The organism is Pantoea sp. PNT03, from assembly GCF_014852515.1.
GTDB lineage: Bacteria > Pseudomonadota > Gammaproteobacteria > Enterobacterales > Enterobacteriaceae > Pantoea > Pantoea leporis.
Window position 1 is genome coordinate 620,650 of record NZ_JACVBT010000002.1, and the last position, 18,969, is coordinate 639,618.

Genomic DNA, 18,969 nt, shown 5'->3' on the forward strand with positions numbered 1-18,969 from the left:
TCTGCTTGAGCGTCATTGCCTGCAATGACGCTCCGCATCAGTAACATCAGCCAAACGGCACTTCGCGCGCCAGAATGCGGGCGATCACGTTAAGCGCGCCTTCGTCATTGTTGCTTTCGGTTCTGTAACGCGACACGGCGCTGACTGGCGCGGCGGCGTTCGCCATTGAGAAGCTGTAGCACGCCTGACGCAGCATTTCGATGTCATTGGCGCTGTCGCCTATCGCCACCACTTCACAATCATCAATGCCCCATTTTTCCTGCAGCAGCGCGATTCCGTGCGCTTTGTGGCAGCCGGGAATGATCAAATCCACAAACCCAAAACCACTGGAAACCGGATGCATGATGTTTTCAATCGCGCCCAACTCAGCGTGCAGACGTTCCATCAAGGCATCAACGCCTTCGTGCGCCAGATTCAGCGAGAACTTAAAGATGGTGTCGTCGATATCGTAGAGATTGTCGCGCTTTTCCAGACGATGATAGTGATTCGCCAACATGGCAATCACTTCGTCGGACATTGAGGTGTGCACGTATGCGCCGTTGCGGCCACAGACTACGGTGCTGATGTCCGCCTCTTTGGCGAGGATGTCGAGAATTTGATGCACGCGCTCCTGCGCCAGTTCGCCGCAGAAGATCTCTTCATTACTGTCAGAAACCCAGGCGCCGTTTTCCGCAACAAAAGCGATCTCGTCTTTGATATCAGGAAAGTAGCGCAGCAACTGATAATACTGATTGCCGCTGGCGACCACGAAACGAATGCCCTTCTCTTTCAGCAACGCATACTGACGCGCAAAGCGCTGCGCGTTGTATTGTTTGTTGTCATCGAGAAAAGTGCCATCCATATCCACCGCAATCATCTTCACTGCCATTTTGCTCTCCCGTTTGCTCATTCGGCTCAATAAAGTTTTGTTAAGCTTACTCGCGGTGTGGATTATTGAGAATGTGAATAATGAGTTTGTTAACCGCTTTCAGAGATTTCCAGTCCATCTTTTACTGTAAATCGGCGCCTTTTTCCCTGATCCAGGCACAAAACATCGCCGCCATCTCTTGCGCGTAAGCCTGAATCTCTGCTGGCGTGCGCGGCGATTCGGAAAAATGTTTCCCAACATTGCCCAGCGTACTGTTCAATAAATCTGCGGCGCGCGATCGTTCACTTTCCTCTGAGTGCGGTAATACTTCACGCAGAAAATCACTGATGACGTTTTGACCCGCCGCGCGCGCTTCCTGCACTTCCGGCGCATCACGATACAAAGGTGCGGCGTCATTCAGCGCGGTGCGCATCGCCGCCTCTTCACATTCCGAATGCAAAAACGCCAGTGTGAGATCGTGCAGTCGTTGACGCGGCGTGTTGGCGGTATTGCGCAGAATCGCACCTAACAAATCGCTAGTGCGTAGCCACTCTTCGCTTTGTAATCGGAAAAGAATAGCTGCCTTATTGGGAAAATATTGATACAGCGATCCAATACTGACGCCCGCGCGTTCCGCCACCCGCGCCGTGGTGAAACGCGTGGCGCCTTCCAGCTCCAAAACCTGAGTAGCTGCCTGCAAAATGGCGGAAACCAGCTCGCTGGAACGCGCCTGCCTGGGTCTTTTTCTCTCTGAAATCTTAATGTTACGTGGTTCAGTCACTATCATCTCCTGAACACGAATAGTGAAATGCGAATGATTCATCGTATTCTGTTGGCACAGCAAAATCCATTTGTCTGCACGGAGAACAACATGAATACCTTAACCTCTGCGCCACTGGCGCCGCTGCTGAATTACTTGTTTGAACTGGCCGATAATATGGCGCATCCAACCAATAACGCCTTCAGAACCATGACTGACGCCGAACAACATCGCCTGCTACACAGCAAAACCGATTACCTGGAACTTTATGGACATCTTAAAGAGGTGCCGTTAGCGGTATCGCGTGAAACCGGCAAGTTGCTGTATATGCTGGCGCGCAGCAGCAATGCCAAAACCATCGTTGAATTTGGCACCTCATTCGGCATTTCCACGCTGCATCTGGCGGCGGCGCTGCGCGATAACGGCGGCGGTAACATCATCACCTGCGAGTTTGAACCGGGGAAAGTGGCGTTAGCTCGTAACCATTTCGCCGATGCCGGCGTCAGCGATTTGATTGAGGTGCGCGTGGGCGATGCGTTGCAGACATTGAGCCGCGATCTACCGGCCACCATCGATATGCTGGTGCTGGACGGTGCAAAAGCGATTTACCCGGAGATTGTAACGTTGGTGCAGCCGTTTTTGCGTCCCGGCGCGCTGATTGTTGCCGACGATGCCGACTTCAGCCCGGAGTATCTGGAGCTGGTGCACAGTAATCGTGGTTTTATGTCGCTGCCGTTTAACGATGGGGTTGAGGTGTCGATGTGGGTTGGGAATGTGTAATTATGAAGGTCGCCAGGAATGGCGACCTGACTAATCAGTTAAACCATGGCTGGAACGGGTCGGGGAATTCCACCCAGTTATCGGGTCCGAGCGCCATTTCCTCATCGGTTAACAGCGCCTGTTCCAGTTTGCTAAGCAGCGCGTTTTCATCCATTTCTATGCCGATAAACACCAGTTCCTGTCGCGCGTCGCCGCTGCCGTCAACCCAGTTCTCTAAGATGTAGCCAAGGTTTTCCGCATCTTCCGGCCAGCGATCTTTTGGCACGCTGGCCCACCACATGCCGGCTAAACCCTGACGCGATACGCCGCCTGCCTGCGACCATAAACCGGCATGACGCGGACGGCTGGCAAGCCAGAAGTAGCCTTTGGAACGCACCACGCCGTGCATCTCATTTTCAATCAAGTGAGCAAAACGCATCGGATGGAATGGACGACGCGCGCGGAACACGAAGTTACGAATGCCGTACTCTTCGGTCTCGGGCGTGTGTTCTCCACGCAACTCCTGCAGCCAGCCCGGCGCCTGCGCGGCGGCATCAAAATCAAACAAACCGGTGTTGAGCACCTGATCCAATCCCACTTTGCCGAATTCAGAGGTGATAATGTTGGCGCGCGGGTTGAGTGACGTCAGGATTGCCATCAGCCGCGCTTTTTCCGTCTCGTTAATCAGGTCGGTTTTATTAAGGATCAGTACATCGCAGAACTCGATTTGATCGACCAATAAATCCACCACCGTGCGCTCATCCTCAGCACCCAATGATTCTCCGCGCGACTGAATGCTCTCATTCGATTCATAGTCACGCAGGAAGTTAAAGCCATCGACCACCGTCACCATGGTGTCGAGCGAGGCAACTTCAGACAGACTCTGCCCCTCTTCATCAGCGAAGGTGAAGGTCTCCGCCACCGGCAACGGTTCAGAAATGCCGGTCGATTCGATCACCAAATTATCGAAGCGGCCATCTTTCGCCAGACGATTAACCTCCAGCAGCAAATCTTCACGCAATGTGCAGCAGATGCAGCCGTTACTCATTTCCACCAGCTTTTCGTCGGTGCGCGACAGCTCTGCCCCGCCCTCGCGCACCAGCGCGGCATCGATATTCACTTCCGACATATCATTGACGATCACCGCCACACGACGGCCTTCGCGGTTATTGAGAATATGATTGAGCAGCGTGGTTTTACCTGCGCCAAGAAAGCCGGAAAGCACGGTGACGGGAAGTTTTTTGAAACCATCCTGATTTTGGGTTAATGCTGACATAGCAACTCCTCTAAATGACAAGGTTCACAAGACGTATAGGCATACGCGCAATGGTGCTTTTAGTTATGTTATAACATAACAATTAACGTTGTCATTGAGGAATGTTGAGCGATGGGATTGGTCGCCATGAATGGCGACCTTACGGCGAACGGGGAAAACCTGCGATTACTGGTTGTCGGGATAACTCAAATCAATCGCGTTATCCGGCAACGTGGTGAAATTTTTAACGATGGTGCGGAAATCCGCGTTCGGTTTGAGATCGGCAAACTGTTGCGGATAGAGATCTTTCGCCAGAATTTCCATGCCGATGATGTTGTACGGATGATTATAGAAGTGGTGGTACACGCCATATACGCGGCCCTGTTTCACCGGCTCGATCTGCGCCAGGCCGGTGCGCTTCAGCAGCGTCTGGAAGGTGGCTTTCACTTCTTCCGGCTGCACGCCATAACCAAACGGCAACACATTGGCGTTTGGACGTTTCGATCCGGTCATGATGTAGACATCCGGTTTCATGGCGATGATTTTTTCCAGCGCCACAAATCCGGCATTGCCCGGCAGCAGTTCAGAGCCGATATTTTTGCCGCCCACCGCTTCCACCAATCCGCCCCAGCCATTGTGGCTGTGCGTAAAGCAGCAGTTGTCGCTATTCCCGGCTATCGGCTCGATAAACACCGTTGGCTTCTCTTTTACTTGCGCCACGCCTTGGGTGATGCGCGCGAATTTCTGCTGATAGAAATCGGTATAAGCCCTGGCCTGGCTTTCGCGGTTCAGCACTTTACCAAGCAGCGTCACGCTCGGCGCGGTGTTCTGCGCGGGATGCAGTTCATAATCCAGGAACACCACCGGGATATGCAGATTTTGCAAGGTGCCGAGCACGCCCGATTGCTGTAACGCCGGCTTGGCGCGCAGTTGCGCAATCATCAAATCGGGTTTCTGCGCCAGCACGCTTTCGAGATTAACCTGGCCCTGATCGTTAAAACCCATATCGACGATTTTCGTCGCTTGCGGCCAGCGCCCTTTCAGTAAATCCCAGGTTTGCGTGTCCTGCTTTTTCGGCAGATTATTCCACGCCACCACGCGCTTAAACGGATCCTCGCGATCCAGCAGCGCCAGCGTCAGAATGTCGCGCCCATCCTGCAATATGATGTGCTGCGGCTCTTTGTTGATGGTTTGCGTGTTGCCGTCCACATCGGTGACAGTCAGCGGATACGTGGAGGCAGCCGCCGCCGTTGAAGCCAGTAATCCCATTGCCAAAAGCAGGCGCGTTTTCATGCCAAAACTCCGTGGTAAAAAGAATAGTTATTATTATCAATTACCTTAACACAACCTTAAGTGGCGAGAATAAACGCCACTTCAATCAGTTGTAACAGAGTTTTATGCGGGTGCTGTTAGGTGAAATCAGAGAGTTTTTGTCCGGAAGTGATCAGTTCCTGCAGCAGCATCTGGCGACGCTCCTGCGGCGTATCGCGGCTGACCATAAAGCAGATAGCAGCAACGGCCTGACCGCTGCGTGAACGGATCGGCGCCGCCATACAGCAGGTGAAGCTTTCCGACAAGCCTTCGGTCATGCAGTAACCGAGTTTTCCAGCGTGATGAATTTCATCAAGAAACGCCTGCTTATCGAGGATCTGGCCGCTGGCGAGGCGATAATCCTCCTCCGGGATCAGATCCAGAATCGCGCTGTCCGACCAGTTACTCAGCAGCAAACGCCCGGTCGCGGTCCAGGTAATCGGCACACGCACGCCGATATCGGAGGTGATTTTAAACGGATGCGCATTGCTCTCAGAGAGCACCACGGTGTATTTGTTGCCCTCCAGCATGCAGAGCTGCACGGTTTCACCGTGGCGCGCCACAATCTCCACCATGAGTTGATGCGCCCGACGGATCAGATCGTTATGCGCCATATAATCCGCACCGTAATAGTGCATCTCACGGCCAAAGAACACTGCGCCTTCGGCATCCAGCTCCACCAAACCAGCTTCACTTAGCAGGCTGACTAATTCATAGATGCTGGAACGGGGTGCGCCGGTGGCGTCGATCAACGCGCGCATCGACATCGGCTGACGTGCGCTGTGCAACTGCCGAAAGATATCAATAACCCGGTCAACGCCGCGCGCCCGCGAGGGTTTTTCGTCCGGCATAAACTCACTCCTTGGTGGCTTGGGTACAAAAGGTAAAGGCAATGAAAGAAGGGCATGATACACCGCGCATCGGCTTTTACCCATCCCGGATTAAATAAATATTAATTACCTGCCATTAATTAGCACGATCAATTTTGGTGCCTCATTATGGCGCTATACGCTCACTCAACGTTTATAAAACTACGATAGCGATCACACTCCAATATAAACTCACGCTCAGGTTAATTTTATTTTGCGATCCCGACGACATCACAAAAAATTAAATCGCTGTGCACATATTGCAAAAGAAAATTTCCTGTGCAAATCTTGCCCTATCCAGTATTGCAGATAGCAGTCTGGTATATCAGACAACACAGTAAGCAGATATTCGCTGCTACAGGAGCAGAAAGGGATGACGATTAAACGTTATGGCGTAGAAGGCGGAACCGGTACCGGCGGGCAGAAACTGCCGTTTGCCCGCGCGGTTGAAGCCGATGGCTGGCTCTACATCTCTGGCCAAACACCGATGCGCGACGGCGAAGTGGTGGAAGGTGGCATCATCGAACAGACGCAGCTGGCGTTCGAAAACTGTCTCACCATCATGCGCGAAGCCGGTTATCGCGTCGAGGATGTGGTGCATGTCACGGCGGTATTAACTGATGCGCGTTATTTCAGTTCATTTAATAAAGTATTTAGTGAGATATTTAGCGGAAATCCCCCGGCGCGTATTTGTAGCGTGCAGGATTTAGTCGTTGACTGCAAAGTCGAAGTCGATATGAAATGCTTCCGCGCCGATCGTAAATAAACATTACCGTTAAAACAGGCTGGCGAATTTTTACTTTCTCCGCCCACACCAGGACAGCCTGTTATTAATTGATGCCTTTCTATTTTGCTGTGAAATAACGGTATTACACCGTCTCGTCAAAATTTCTAAAGAGAGCATAACAATGAAGACAACATCGCTAAAAGTGAGCCTCAACGCGCTAGCCGGCGCGCTGGTATTACTGACGCTGGCGGGCTGTACGCCAACCGAAGAGAAAAAAGAAGCGGGCGCCGCGCCGCAATCAGCGCTGCAGACCGTGTTGCAACGTGGCACGCTGCGCGTCGGTGACTGCCTGAGTTTCGCCCCGTTCGGTTTTTACGATAAAGACGGTAACCCGGACGGCTACGATGTTGATCTCGCCAAAGCGCTGGCCAAAGAGATGGGCGTGAAACTGGAAATGGTCAACACCACCAGCGCCAACCGCATTCCTAATCTGCAAACCAATAAAGTGGATGTGGTGTTCTGCAACTTCACCCGCAATCTGGAACGCGCCAAAGAGATCGGCTTCACCAACCCGTATGTGGTGGCGAGTGAAGCGATGCTGGTGCGCAAGAACAGCGGCATCCAGTCCGCACACGATATGGGCGGCAAAACCATCGCCACGGTAAAAGGCTCGACCAACGGTGACGAAGTGCGCAACCTGGGCATTGACGTGAAGATTCAGGAGTACGACTCATCGCAGGCTGCCATCCTCGCGGTGAAACAGGGCCAGGCTGATGCGATGATCGAGGATAACAACTTCCTCGCCTATCAGGCCAAGCTCGACCCAACGTTAATCGTGACCAATGAAGCGCTGGTGCCGCTGGAATACAACGCCTTTGGCGTGAAGCAGGGCGATCAGGTCTGGACCAACTATCTCAACGAATTCCTGTTTGAAATTAACGCCTCCGGTGAAAACGCCCAGCTGTATCAGAAATGGTTCGGCAACAAACCGCGTTATCCGCTGAATCCGCAATATTGATCCCCACGCGGCGCGGCAACTGCTGCTGCGCCGCCCGAAGGAGCAGAACCATGAGTTATCAATGGCTAACCCTGTGGCGCTACGCCGACACTTTTCTTGCCGCCGCGTGGCTCACCTTGCAAGTGACATTGCTGGCGTTTGCGCTGGCGGTGGCGCTCGGTTTGCTCTCGGCGCTGGCGAAAGCGTCGCCGCTGGCCCCGCTGCGCTGGATCAGTCACTGCTACGTTGAGTTCATCCGCAACACGCCGGTGCTGCTGCAGATCTTCATCATCTTCTTTGGTCTGCCGTCGCTCGGCATCACCATGAGCGCCTTTACCGCTGGCGTGCTGGCGCTGGGGATTAACGTCGGTGCCTACCTGTCCGAAACCTTCCGCGCAGGTATTCAATCGGTGCCGAAAGGCCAGCTTGAAGCCGCATGGGTGCTGGGCATTCCCCGTCGTCAGGTGTTTCTCACCGTGGTACTGCCGCAGGCGGCGCGCGCGGTGTGGCCCGCCATTATCAACAACCTGATTCAGCTGCTGCTCGGCACCTCTTTGCTGTCAGCGATTGCGCTGCCTGAACTGACCGGCACCGCCACAGTGATTAATGCGCGCACGCTTCTTTATATCCAGACATTTAGCGTCGTTGCCCTGGTCTATCTGGTGCTGAGCAACCTGTTCTCCTGGCTGGGAACGATGGCAGGACGGCGCATGTTCCACCCGCCGCTGGTGACCCCGATAAAAAAGTCCGCCTGGTGGTGGGCAAGAAAATGGCTGACTAATCCAGTGAAACGGGAGAACGCGCTATGAACGAGTTAATCATTAGTTCGTTACCGATTCTGCTAAAAGGGCTCGGTATCACGCTGCTGCTGTCGGTGGCCGCGATCATTGGCAGCACGCTGCTGGGCTTGCTGGCGGCGGTGTTGCGCACCAGCCGCTTGCCCGTTCTGAAGCAGATTGCGGTGATCTACACCGAGCTGTTTCGCGGCACGCCGGTGCTGATCACACTGATGTTCATCTACTTCGGCGTCGCCTATTTCGGCTATGACATCAACCTGTTTGCCGCCGGTATTCTTGGCCTGAGCATCTATCAGGGCGCCTATATCGCCGAAGTATTCCGCGCCGGCATCGAAGCGGTGCCGAAAGGCCAGTGGGAAGTGTCATGGATTTTGGGCCTGTCTAAGCGTCAGACCTTTATGAACGTGATCCTGCCGCAAACGCGCGGCATCGTGCTGCCGCCGCTGGCGGGCCAGTATCTTTCCCTGATCAAAGACACCTCGATCGTCAGCATGATCGGCATGTCCGAACTGATGCATCAGGGCCAGGCGATTGTTGATCGCATCGGTCAGCCGGTGGTGGTTTACGGTCTGGTCGCCCTGCTCTACTTCGCCGTCTGCTTCCCGCTTTCCCGCTGGGTTCAACATCATCAAACCAGGAGCCAAATCTCATGAGCAAATCCGCCATTACCTTAAGCCGGATAACCAAATCGTTTGGCGCAACCCAGGTGCTGAAAGAGATCAGCCTGGATGTTTCACCGGGCGAAGTGCTGGTGCTGATTGGCGCATCCGGCTCTGGCAAAAGTACCGTGCTGCGCATCATGAGCGGGCTGGAAGTGGCCGACAGCGGTGAAGTGTGGGTCAACGACGTTCCGCTGCACCAACGCAAGCGCGCCAGCGAAATCTGCGGTCACGTTGGCATGGTGTTCCAGCAGTTCAACCTGTTTCCGCACAAAACCGCGCTCGGCAACGTCACGCTGGCGCTGATCAAAGCGCAAAAGCTGTCGGAAGCCGAAGCCAATAAACGCGGCATGGCGGCGCTGACGCGCGTCGGACTGGCCGAGCGCGCGCATCACTATCCGGCGCAGCTTTCCGGTGGTCAGCAGCAGCGCGTGGCGATTGCCCGTGCGCTGGCGGTAGAACCGAAAATCATGTTCTTCGATGAAGCTACCTCGGCGCTGGACCCAGAACTGGTAGGCGAAGTCATGGAAGTAATGCGCAGCCTGGCGCGTGAAGGCATGACGATGGTGGTGGTGACGCACGAAATGGGCTTCGCGCGTAAAACCGCTGACCGCGTGGTGTTTATGGATCAGGGCGTGATTGCCGAGCAAGGTTCGCCCGAGCAGATTTTCGTCAATCCACAGAACCCGCGCACGCAGCAGTTTTTATCGCGCGTACTTGAGCACTAACAGGAGGATCTATGTCGATTCGCTTTCCGCTGCAGGCGGATGGATTACTGGATGCGCAGCAAACCGCGCCACGTTTTAAATCGGTTGCCGGAACCGGCGAGTCGCCGCTGGCTCTCGGCACGGCAGTGCTGAGCAGCGATCAGGTGTTTTCGCCGCTGATGATCATGAAACAGTCGGCGCTTGAGAACAATCTGCGCCAGCTGGCAGACTTCTGCCGCGAAAACGGCGTGATGCTGGCCGCGCACGGGAAAACCTCGATGTCGCCTGCCGTTTTGCGCCGCGCGATTAGCGATGGCGGCGCGTGGGGTTTGGGTGCCGCCACGCCCGCGCAGGTGCGCGCGCTGCGTCAGTTCGGTATCCGCAATGTGTTTCTCGCCAACGAGTTGGTCGATCCGGCGGGTATTCGCTGGATTGCGCAATGGCAGCAGCAGCACCCCGATCATGGCTTCCTGTGCTACGTCGATTCGCTGCAAGGCGTGAAGCTGTTGGCGCAGAACCTCGGCGACAGCCAGATTTCGGTGCTGCTGGAGATGTCTGTCAGCGGCGGCCGCACCGGTTGTCGTTCTCAGCAAGATGCGCTGGCGATTGCCGAAGCGATCGCCGCCTGCCCGGCGCTCAAGCTGGTGGGCGTGGCCGGTTATGAAGGCGCGCTCGGTGCAGGCCGCGATGAAAGCGGCATTCAGCGTGTGAAAGATTACTGCCAGATGATGATCGCTACCGCTGAATTGCTGGCGGAAAAGCAGCTGTTTGCCAGCGATCACATCATCCTCAGCGCCGGTGGCGGCGCCTGGTTTGATGTGGTGACAGCGTGCTTCACCGCGGCGAAACTGCCGCTGCCGATGACGCCGCTGATCCGCTCCGGCGCCTATATGGCGCACGACAGCGGACTCTATGCACGCATCGCGCCCTTTGCTCAGCCGGGCGCAACGCATCATTTTGCTGCCGCGCTGGAGATTTGGGGCCGCGTATTGTCGCGTCCGGAGCCGGGCCTGGCATTCGTCGATTTTGGCCGCCGCGATGTCCCGTTCGATCAGGATCTGCCCAATCCGCTGTGGATCCGCAACGCCGATGGCAGCGCCCCACGTGCGGCGACGCATTTGCGTATCAGTGATGTGAACGATCAGCATGCTTATCTGTTATTGCCGGAGGATGAGCCGCTGCAGGTAGGCGATTGGGTCGGCTGCGGTATTTCGCATCCTTGTACCGCTTTTGATAAATGGCGCTATCTGCCGCTGGTGGATGATGATTATTGCGTCACAGATTCACTGGAAACAGCGTTTTGATGGGTAATTAGTCGGTGTTCGTAGCGGCGCAATTTTATTGCGCGATAAATCGCGCCGCTACGGAATGGTGCATCTGTTGTAGCGGCGCAATTTATTACATCAGCGCCAACCTAACTCCGGTGCAACGTGGGTCAAAATGCTCTCAATCACGTGCGCACAATAATCCACGCCTAACTGGTTCGGAATGGTCAGCAACAGCGTATCCGCTTCGGCAATCCCCTCATCCTGCGCCAGCTGTTTGATCAACTGATCCGGCTCGGCGGCATAACTGCGACCAAAAATGGCGCGGGTTTTCTCGTCGAGGAAACCCACCGAATCCCGATCCTGTCCACTGCGACCAAAGTACGCGTGGTCGGTGTCGTTGGTCAGCGCAAAGATGCTGCGGCTCACCGAAACACGCGGCGTACGCTGATGACCTGCCGCTTCCCACGCCTGACGATAAGCACGAATCTGCTTCGCCTGCTGCACGTGGAACGGCTCGCCGGTTTCATCATCTTTCAGGGTGGAGCTTTGCAGGTTCATACCCTGCTGCGCCGCCCAGATAGATGTCGCGTTGGAGCCAGAACCCCACCAGATACGCTCACGCAAACCGGCCGAGAACGGCTCAAGACGTAACAAGCCCGGTGGATTGGGGAACATCGGCTGCGGATTCGGTTTAGCAAAACCTTCACCGCGCAGCACTTCCAACAGTTCCTCGGTATGGCGACGGCCCATATCGGCATCGCTCTCACCGTTTTGCGGATCAAAGCCAAAGTAGCGATAGCCTTCGATAACCTGCTCCGGCGAGCCACGGCTCAGGCCGAGCTGCAGACGCCCGTTGGAAATCAGATCCGCCGCACCGGCATCTTCCGCCATATACAGCGGGTTTTCGTAGCGCATGTCGATCACGCCGGTACCAATTTCAATCTTTTTGGTGCGCGCACCGACCGCCGCCAACAGCGGGAACGGCGAGCTTAACTGACGCGCAAAGTGGTGCACGCGGAAGTAAGCGCCATCGGCACCCAACTCTTCAGCGGCGACTGCTAAATCAATCGATTGCAGCAGCACGTCCTGCGCCGAACGGGTGGCGGATTGTGATGATGGGGTCCAGTGACCAAAAGATAAGAAGCCAATCTTTTTCATGCTGAAATTCTCCTCGTGAGCCGTGCCGGCTCGAACGTTTCCAATGCAGCAAGGTTACGCCACAGACGAGGTGACTGATAGCCAATAGATTTCGCGCGCTTCATCAACTTTTTTGCATAACTAAGAAAAAGAGATTCTTTGTGTTCATCACGGTGATCAATCATCGTCAATAGCCTAATCACTGTTTACAGGTTCGGCTTCACCATGAGTAAAGGGACATCCGCCTATCTCAGTGCGCAACAGCGTGACGTGGTGCATCAACTGGCACGCAGCTGGTTGTGGCGTAGCGAATTGCCAACGTGGCTATTGATGGTGGCGGTGTACGGCGGTTGGTTCGCCAGCGTTGTCTATTGGCGAACGTTGGGGTTAACGCTGAGCACGCTGCTGCTGGTCCTGTTTACCACCTGGTATATGTCGCTGCAGCACGAGTTGATTCACGGCCACCCGACGCGTTTTCCCCGTCTCAACCAGCTGTTCGGCACGCTGCCGCTGGCGGTGTGGTATCCGTATGGCTTATACCGCGACTCGCATCTGGCGCATCACCGCAACCACACGCTGACCGATCCCGATGAAGATCCGGAAACCTACTACCTTTCGCCGGCGCGCTGGGCGCAACTCAAACCTTGGCAGCAGCAGGTGATTCATCTGCGCAACACTTTTCCCGGCCGCTTGCTGATCGGCCCGCTGCTGGATATGGCCGCCACCCTCAAAAAACTGGTGCATGCCTTTATTGATCGCGATAAACCGGCGATGGCGATGTGGATTATTCATCTCACCTTACTGAGCGGGCTGTTTTACTGGATGGCGCTGCATGGCTTCTCGCCGCTGTGGTTGGTGCTGACGGTGAGTTATCCGGCGCTGATGCTGACCAAAGTACGATCCTTCTACGAGCATCGTGCCGACGAGGAGCCGCTGGCGCGCTCGGTCAATAACGAAGCCGCGTTGCCGTGGCGTTTGCTGTTCCTCAATCTCAACTATCATTCTGTACATCACGATCTGCCCGGTTTGCCGTGGTACGGATTACGCAAAGTCTATTTGCTGTATCGCGATGGTTATCACCAGCGTAACCACGGTTTTCGCGTCGCCGGTTATGGCGAATGGATAACCCGCTTCTGGCGCAAATCGGTCGAGGTTAATGCCCATCCGGGTACGCAAAAGGATGCACAGGATGCCCACTCTTTCGTTACCGATGTACGACATCAACCATCAGGTGACTCTCGGCCTGACCTCAGCGCTAACGACGCTGCTGCAACAACGCGGCGTGCCAGCTGAAGTTAGCTGGCCGCAGGATTTACTGCCGCACTGGCGCGATGACCAGCTGCTGCTGAGCCAAACCTGTGGTTATCCGTTGGTGGAGCTGCTGCCCGATGTGCAGCTGGTTGGCACCTTCCTCTCCAGCGCCCAGGGCTGCGACGGCCAGCGCTATCGCAGCTGGCTGGTAGTGCGCAGCGCAGATGAGAACCTGACGCTAAGCGACTTTCGCGGACGGCGCGCGGTGTGCAACAGCAACGATTCCCACTCCGGTTTCAACTCGCTGCGCTACGTGATTGCGCCGCTGGCGCAGGACGGGAAATTCTTCAGCGCAACCCGCTTCAGCGGCAGCCATCGTCAGTCGCTGGCGGCGTTGCGCGCGGGCGAGGCGGATATCGCGGCGATTGATTGCATCACCTGGGCGCTGCTGCGCCGCAATTTCCCGCAGGAGCTGGCGGGGCTGGAGATCATCGGAGAAACACCGCTGTGCGCCGTGCTGCCGCTGATTACGTCAGCCAAAACCGATGCAGCAACCCTTGAGAAATTGCGCAGTGCGTTGAGCGAACTGACCAGCTATAAGCGTTATCAGGATCTGTTAGCGGAGAGTTTGATTAGTGGATTCAGCGTGAGCGATCGGGCGTTTTATGACGAAGTGCGGGAGTGGAAAGATCGCGCCGCCGCGCTGGGCGTGACGGCGTTGTGATGTTCAACATTGCGCAATAAATTGCGCCGCTACGGAATGTGCGGTGATTGATTACCGTACACATAAAGCGCACATATTCGTAGCGGCGCGATTCATCGCGTTCATTTGACCTTTAAGCCACTTCGACACGGTGCCGCTGCGCCGCAAACTGATTCTCGGGTTCGGGCAAGCCGAGGTTTTCGCGCAACGTCGCGCCTTCATATTCGCTGCGATAAATACCCCGCGCCTGTAACAGCGGAATGACCTGCGCCACAAAATCATCAAACGCCGTTGGCGTACCGCCACGCACGATAAAACCGTCGGTTGCGCCCTGCAGGAACCAGTTTGCCAGCCCTTCGGCAACCTGCTCCGCCGTACCCAGGAAACTCGGACGCGGCGTCGCTTCTTCCAGCGCCGCCTGGCGCAGCGTTAAGCCACGTTCGCGCGCGTTCTGTTTGATCTTGTCGGTGGTGCTGCGGAAGCTGTTGCTGCCCAGCTTGCCAATGTCCGGGAAAGCTTCATCCAGCGCGTACTGGCTGAAATCGTGATGCTCGAAGTAGCGACCAAGATACTCCAGCGCTTTATCGATGGTCACCAGCTCGGCGGTTTGCTGATAGCGGCGCTCGGCATCCTGTTCCGTTTCGCCAATAATCACGCTGATGCCCTGGAACACACGGATATCATCGGCATCGCGCCCGCGTGCCACCAGCCGGCGGCGCACGTCTTCACGAAACTCGCGCGCCTGCTCCAGCGTTTCCTGGCGCGTATAAATGGCATCGGCGGCTTCGGCGGCAAAGGCTTTGCCCGCTTCCGACGCGCCCGCCTGGAACACAATCGGACGGCCCTGCGGCGAGCGACCGACGTTGAGCGGTCCCTGCACCGAGAAGTAGTGTCCTTTATGATTTAGCGTATGCAGCTTGTCGGCGGCGAAGAATTCTCCGCTCTGTTTGTCGCGCACAAAGGCATCCCCTTCCCACGAATCCCACAGCCCTTTCACCACCTGCAAATACTCGCTGGCAACGCGGTAGCGCTCGTCGTGTTCTGGATGGCTGCTACGCGAGAAGTTTTTCGCCGATCCTTCCAGCGGCGAAGTCACCACGTTCCAGCCGACGCGACCGCCGCTCAGATGATCGAGGCTGGCGAACTGGCGCGCCACGGTAAACGGCTCGCTGTAGGAGGTGGAAAGCGTAGCGACCAGACCGATTTTTTGGGTCACCAGCGACAGCGCCGACAGCAAGGTGATCGGCTCAAAACGGTTGAGGAAGTGCGGAATCGACTGCGGCGTGATGTACAAGCCATCGGCGACAAACAGGAAATCGATCTTCGCCTGCTCCGCTTTACGCGCCAGATCAAGCACGTAATCGATGTTAATGCTGGCATCCGCCACCGCATCGGGATGACGCCATGCCGACATGTTGCCGGATACGCCCTGAATAATCGCGCCCAGCCGCAGCTGGCGTTGTGTCTGACTCATTCTGCTCTCCTTAATATGCGTTCGCGGGCTGCCAGTCAGGAATGACCGGCAGTGCCTGTAACAGTTTTTGCGTCCACGGATGCTGCGGCGCGGCGAACACCTGCTGCAGCGCCCCGCTCTCCACCACTTGCCCGTTCTGCATCACCAGCACGCGATCCGCCAGATGCTGTATCACGCCAAGATCGTGAGAGATAAACAGCAGTGCGGTGCCGTGTTCAGCCTGCATATCGGCCAGCAGATCCAGCACCTGCGCCTGTACCGAAACATCGAGCGCGCTGAGCGGTTCATCGGCCACCAGCAGCGCCGGATTCGGTGCAAAAGCGCGCGCAATCGCCACGCGCTGGCGCTGACCGCCGGAAAGCTGTTGCGGGTAGCGCTGCAGGAAGCGGTCGCCGAGCTGCACTTCATCGAGCAGTTGACGCACGCGCTGACGCCGCGCATCGCCGTAAATTCCGGCGCTATCGAGGCTTTCGCCAATAATTTTCTCTACCGTGTAGCGCGGGTCGAATGAGCTGAACGGATCCTGCGCGATCAGCTGCAAGCGCGCACGCCGGGCGCGGCGCGCTTTCTCCGGCAGACGATCCCAGCGCTCACCTTCCAGCAGCAGCGTGCCGCTGTCCGGTTCGGTTAAGCCCATCACCACTTTCACCAGCGAGGTTTTGCCGGAGCCGGATTCGCCGACCACGCCAAGCGTCTCTCCGGCGTGCAGCGTGAAGTTGATGTCGTTGAGCACCAGGCGATCGCCATAGGCTTTATGCAGGCCGATGCCTTCCAGCAACGGTGCGCTGCTGGGTGTCGGGCGCGGCGGCAGCGGCGTCGGCTCAGCCGCGCTCAGGCGCAAACCGCGCGTGGCGGGCGTTGGCACCGCACGCAGCAGGCGCTGCGTCCAGGCGTGTTGCGGACGATGGAGCAGCGGACCGCTGTTGCCCTGCTCCACCACTTCGCCATCGCGCATCACCAGCACGCGATCCGCCAGTTCCGCCACCACCGCCAAATCGTGGCTGATCAGCAGCAGGCCGTGGCCGTCGCGACGGCGCTGCGCCAGCAGTTGCAGAATCTGGCGCTGCACCGTCATATCCAGCGCGGTGGTCGGTTCATCGGCGATCAATAAGGTTGGCGTACCAGCCAGCGCGGTAGCAATTAACGCACGCTGGCGCTGGCCGCCCGAAAGTTGATGCGGATAGCGTTCGAGGCGACTTTCGGCATCGTGAATGCCCGCCGCCTTCAGCAGTGCGAGGCTTTTGTCCTGCAAATTGTCGCGATGACCGGCGGCGCTTAGGGCATCACTCAGCTGCTGACCAATGCGGCGCAGCGGATCGAGCGACACCAGCGCGTCCTGCAACACATAGCCAATGCGGCGACCGCGCAGCGCGCGCCAGTCGCTGCGGCTGGCGTGGCGCATATCGCGCCCGTCGATGGTGAAACGGTCAGCGGTTAACACTGCGCCCTCCGGCAGCAGGCCAAGCAGGCTGCGCGCGGTCAGGGTTTTGCCGGAACCGGATTCCCCGACCAGCGCCACCGATTCGCCCGCCGCGACCTGCAGGTTGAGGTTTTTCACCACCTGCTGCGGCCCGAAACGAATCGAGAGATTCTGGATATCAATAAACGGCTGGCTCATGCGGATCGTCCTTCAAAACGTGCCTGCCAGTAACGACCCAGCGTATTCACCGCAATCACCGTCAGCGTGATAAACACGCCCGGCCACACGGCGATCCACCACGCGTTACGCAGATAATTGCGTCCTTCCGCCAGCATCAGGCCCCATTCGGCGGTCGGTGGCTGCGGCCCCATGCCGAGGAAACTCAGTCCGGCGGTACCGATAATCGCGGTGCCGAGCCCCAGCGTGGCCAGCGCCGGCACCTGCGCAATGGCGTGCGGCAAAATGTGGCGCGTGATCAGCGTGAAGCGTGACAGGCCAAAGGTGCGCGCCTGTTCAACATAGCCGGAGGTCATCACGCTGTAGGTTTGTGCCCGCACCACGCGGGCAAAACGCGGCACCGATGCGACGCCGAGCGCGATAATCAGGTTGTTAGTGCCGGGCCCGGTAAAGGCGATCAGCATCAGCGCTAGCAGCAGATCGGGAAAGGCGGAAATCACATCCACCGCGCGGCTCAACAGCTCATCAACTACGCCACGCGCCAGCGCCGCCGCCAATCCCAGCAAGGTGCCAAACACCACCGCCAGCGCCATCGCCGCCACGCTGATCAGCAGCGAATAGCGGCTGCCGTAGATCACGCGCGTCAGCAGATCGCGTCCCAGCTGATCGGTGCCCAGCCAATGCTGCGCCGACGGCGGCAGCTGCGCGTTAACCGGATCGGCCAGCAGCGGATCGCTGTGCGCCAGCCACTGCGGCGCGATCACCGCGATAGCCAATACAATCAGAAACAGAATCGCTGCCCACACCGCGGCGGGCAGCGCAACCGGAAGACGTTGCAGCACGGCAATCATGATTTGCTCTCCCCGCGCAGACGCGGATCAATCCACAGCGACAGGATGTCAACCAAGGTGCTCATCACCACGTAGATCAGCGCCGAGAGAATGGCTACCGCCAGCACCACCGGCAGATCCTGCGCCAGCACGGCATCGACGGTCAGTTTGCCAAGGCCGGGACGACCAAATACCTGTTCAGTAATCACCGCGCCGCTCAGCAATCCGCCCACCAGCCAGCCGGTTAACGTGACGGCAGGCAGCGCCGCATGACGCAGCGCGTGGCGGAGACGAAGGGTGGTTTCCCCCACGCCCCATGCGCGCAGCGTCAGGGTGAATGGCGCATCCAGCGCGCGCTCCAGCTCGCGGCGCAGCAGTTGAGCGATCACCGCGCCCTGCGCCAGACCGAGCGCCAGCGCCGGTAGCACCAGCGACGACAGCGAGCGATCGCCCGCCACCGGGAACCAGCGCAGCGTAAAGCTGAAAATAAACAGCAGCACGATGCCCATCCAGAAAGAGGGCGTGGAGGCCAGCAGCAGCTCGACACCGTTAGCCACGCGGCGACCAATGCGACGATGCGCGGTGCCGACGGCAATCACTACCGCAAAAATGATGCTGACCAGCAGCGCCGCCAGCGTCAGTTTGATGGTGGGCCACAGCTGCGTGGCCAGCAGATGGCTGACTTCAGTGTTGAGCATGTAAGAACGGCCAAAATCGCCGTGCAGCACGCGCCACATATAGTGCAGATATTGCCACCACAGCGGTTCGTTCAGGCCCCATTCGGCGCGGATCGCCGCCTCAATGGCTGGCGTACGCAGCTGCTCACCGATCAGCAGGCTGACGATATCGCCCGGCGCCAGATGCACGCCGAGAAAGGCCAGCGAAACCGCCGCCCACAGCACCAGAACGCCGCCCAGCAGGCGGCTGACGATGCGGCGCGTCAGGTCGCTGCGCCACACCGATGGCCGACGCGCGCGTGGCGTGCGGGTGACAATGCTTTCCAGACTCATCTTCGCCTCCT

The 18,969-nt window shown here is 57.3% G+C and carries 19 protein-coding genes; 9 read left to right on the forward strand and 10 right to left on the reverse strand.

Going from position 1 to position 18,969, the window contains the following annotated elements; translation table 11 throughout:
• Nucleotides 1-46: 46 nt before the first annotated feature.
• Both IB226_RS10880 and IB226_RS10885 read right to left on the reverse strand, forming a co-directional pair.
• Nucleotides 47-868 (reverse strand): Cof-type HAD-IIB family hydrolase, encoded by an 822-nt coding sequence (locus IB226_RS10880; RefSeq protein WP_192235320.1) that lies wholly within the window; start codon nucleotides 866-868, stop codon nucleotides 47-49.
• 121 nt (nucleotides 869-989) lie between these two features.
• Entirely contained in the window at nucleotides 990-1,628 is a 639-nt protein-coding gene (locus IB226_RS10885) for a TetR family transcriptional regulator (protein WP_336768007.1), read from the reverse strand.
• Nucleotides 1,629-1,718: 90 nt separating this feature from the next.
• On the opposite strand from IB226_RS10885, the gene IB226_RS10890 reads away from it, so the two are divergent.
• A complete protein-coding gene (locus IB226_RS10890) occupies nucleotides 1,719-2,387 on the forward strand; it encodes an O-methyltransferase (protein ID WP_192235324.1) in 669 nt (222 codons plus the stop codon).
• 34 nt (nucleotides 2,388-2,421) lie between these two features.
• Here the strand turns inward: IB226_RS10890 and zigA are convergent, their stop codons facing one another.
• From zigA to IB226_RS10905, 3 genes are all read right to left on the reverse strand, one after another.
• Nucleotides 2,422-3,642 carry a zinc metallochaperone GTPase ZigA gene (zigA, locus tag IB226_RS10895; protein ID WP_192235326.1) on the reverse strand — a complete coding sequence of 407 codons (1,221 nt, stop codon included), beginning with the start codon at nucleotides 3,640-3,642 and terminating at the stop codon, nucleotides 2,422-2,424.
• 165 nt (nucleotides 3,643-3,807) lie between these two features.
• The gene (locus IB226_RS10900; RefSeq protein WP_192235328.1) at nucleotides 3,808-4,914 is read right to left on the reverse strand and encodes an ABC transporter substrate-binding protein; all 1,107 of its coding nucleotides are present in this window, start codon (nucleotides 4,912-4,914) and stop codon (nucleotides 3,808-3,810) included.
• Nucleotides 4,915-5,030: 116 nt separating this feature from the next.
• The gene (locus tag IB226_RS10905; RefSeq protein WP_176973282.1) at nucleotides 5,031-5,783 is read right to left on the reverse strand and encodes an IclR family transcriptional regulator; all 753 of its coding nucleotides are present in this window, start codon (nucleotides 5,781-5,783) and stop codon (nucleotides 5,031-5,033) included.
• Nucleotides 5,784-6,174: 391 nt separating this feature from the next.
• Here IB226_RS10905 and IB226_RS10910 point away from each other — a divergent pair, with 391 nt between their 5' ends.
• The 6 genes from IB226_RS10910 to IB226_RS10935 all read left to right on the forward strand — a co-directional run bounded on the left by IB226_RS10910 (nucleotide 6,175) and on the right by IB226_RS10935 (nucleotide 10,992).
• A complete protein-coding gene (locus tag IB226_RS10910) occupies nucleotides 6,175-6,567 on the forward strand; it encodes a RidA family protein (protein ID WP_008109150.1) in 393 nt (130 codons plus the stop codon).
• Between the two features lie 142 nt (nucleotides 6,568-6,709).
• Complete coding sequence (locus IB226_RS10915) at nucleotides 6,710-7,546, forward strand: transporter substrate-binding domain-containing protein (RefSeq protein WP_192235330.1); 837 nt, start codon at nucleotides 6,710-6,712, stop codon at nucleotides 7,544-7,546.
• 50 nt (nucleotides 7,547-7,596) lie between these two features.
• Nucleotides 7,597-8,334 (forward strand): amino acid ABC transporter permease, encoded by a 738-nt coding sequence (locus IB226_RS10920; protein ID WP_192235333.1) that lies wholly within the window; start codon nucleotides 7,597-7,599, stop codon nucleotides 8,332-8,334.
• A complete protein-coding gene (locus IB226_RS10925) occupies nucleotides 8,331-8,975 on the forward strand; it encodes an amino acid ABC transporter permease (RefSeq protein ID WP_137387122.1) in 645 nt (214 codons plus the stop codon). Before IB226_RS10920 ends, IB226_RS10925 begins: the two co-directional genes overlap by 4 nt.
• The gene (locus IB226_RS10930) at nucleotides 8,972-9,709 is read left to right on the forward strand and encodes an amino acid ABC transporter ATP-binding protein (RefSeq protein WP_192235335.1); all 738 of its coding nucleotides are present in this window, start codon (nucleotides 8,972-8,974) and stop codon (nucleotides 9,707-9,709) included. The genes IB226_RS10925 and IB226_RS10930 overlap by 4 nt, the downstream gene beginning before the upstream one ends.
• Nucleotides 9,710-9,720: 11 nt before the next feature.
• Entirely contained in the window at nucleotides 9,721-10,992 is a 1,272-nt protein-coding gene (locus IB226_RS10935; RefSeq protein ID WP_192235337.1) for an alanine racemase, read from the forward strand.
• A 99-nt stretch (nucleotides 10,993-11,091) separates the two neighbouring features.
• Here the strand turns inward: IB226_RS10935 and IB226_RS10940 are convergent, their stop codons facing one another.
• Entirely contained in the window at nucleotides 11,092-12,114 is a 1,023-nt protein-coding gene (locus IB226_RS10940; protein WP_192235339.1) for an LLM class flavin-dependent oxidoreductase, read from the reverse strand.
• A 204-nt stretch (nucleotides 12,115-12,318) separates the two neighbouring features.
• On the opposite strand from IB226_RS10940, the gene IB226_RS10945 reads away from it, so the two are divergent.
• Together IB226_RS10945 and IB226_RS10950 are read left to right on the forward strand one after the other, a co-directional pair.
• A complete protein-coding gene (locus IB226_RS10945) occupies nucleotides 12,319-13,386 on the forward strand; it encodes a fatty acid desaturase (RefSeq protein ID WP_192235341.1) in 1,068 nt (355 codons plus the stop codon).
• The gene (locus tag IB226_RS10950; protein ID WP_370579539.1) at nucleotides 13,283-14,068 is read left to right on the forward strand and encodes a phosphate/phosphite/phosphonate ABC transporter substrate-binding protein; all 786 of its coding nucleotides are present in this window, start codon (nucleotides 13,283-13,285) and stop codon (nucleotides 14,066-14,068) included. The genes IB226_RS10945 and IB226_RS10950 overlap by 104 nt, the downstream gene beginning before the upstream one ends.
• A 112-nt stretch (nucleotides 14,069-14,180) precedes the next feature.
• Here IB226_RS10950 and IB226_RS10955 read toward each other — a convergent pair whose 3' ends face one another.
• From IB226_RS10955 to IB226_RS10970, 4 genes are read right to left on the reverse strand one after another with little or no spacing between them, the layout of a single operon-like run.
• Nucleotides 14,181-15,521 (reverse strand): LLM class flavin-dependent oxidoreductase, encoded by a 1,341-nt coding sequence (locus IB226_RS10955; protein ID WP_192235346.1) that lies wholly within the window; start codon nucleotides 15,519-15,521, stop codon nucleotides 14,181-14,183.
• A gap of 10 nt (nucleotides 15,522-15,531) precedes the next feature.
• Nucleotides 15,532-17,139, reverse strand: a complete 1,608-nt coding sequence (locus IB226_RS10960) for an ABC transporter ATP-binding protein (protein ID WP_192235348.1) — start codon at nucleotides 17,137-17,139, stop codon at nucleotides 15,532-15,534.
• Nucleotides 17,136-17,969, reverse strand: coding sequence for an ABC transporter permease (locus tag IB226_RS10965; RefSeq protein WP_192235350.1), 834 nt, complete (start codon nucleotides 17,967-17,969; stop codon nucleotides 17,136-17,138). The genes IB226_RS10960 and IB226_RS10965 overlap by 4 nt, the downstream gene beginning before the upstream one ends.
• Nucleotides 17,966-18,958, reverse strand: a complete 993-nt coding sequence (locus tag IB226_RS10970; RefSeq protein ID WP_192235352.1) for an ABC transporter permease — start codon at nucleotides 18,956-18,958, stop codon at nucleotides 17,966-17,968. Before IB226_RS10970 ends, IB226_RS10965 begins: the two co-directional genes overlap by 4 nt.
• Nucleotides 18,959-18,969: the final 11 nt, after the last annotated feature.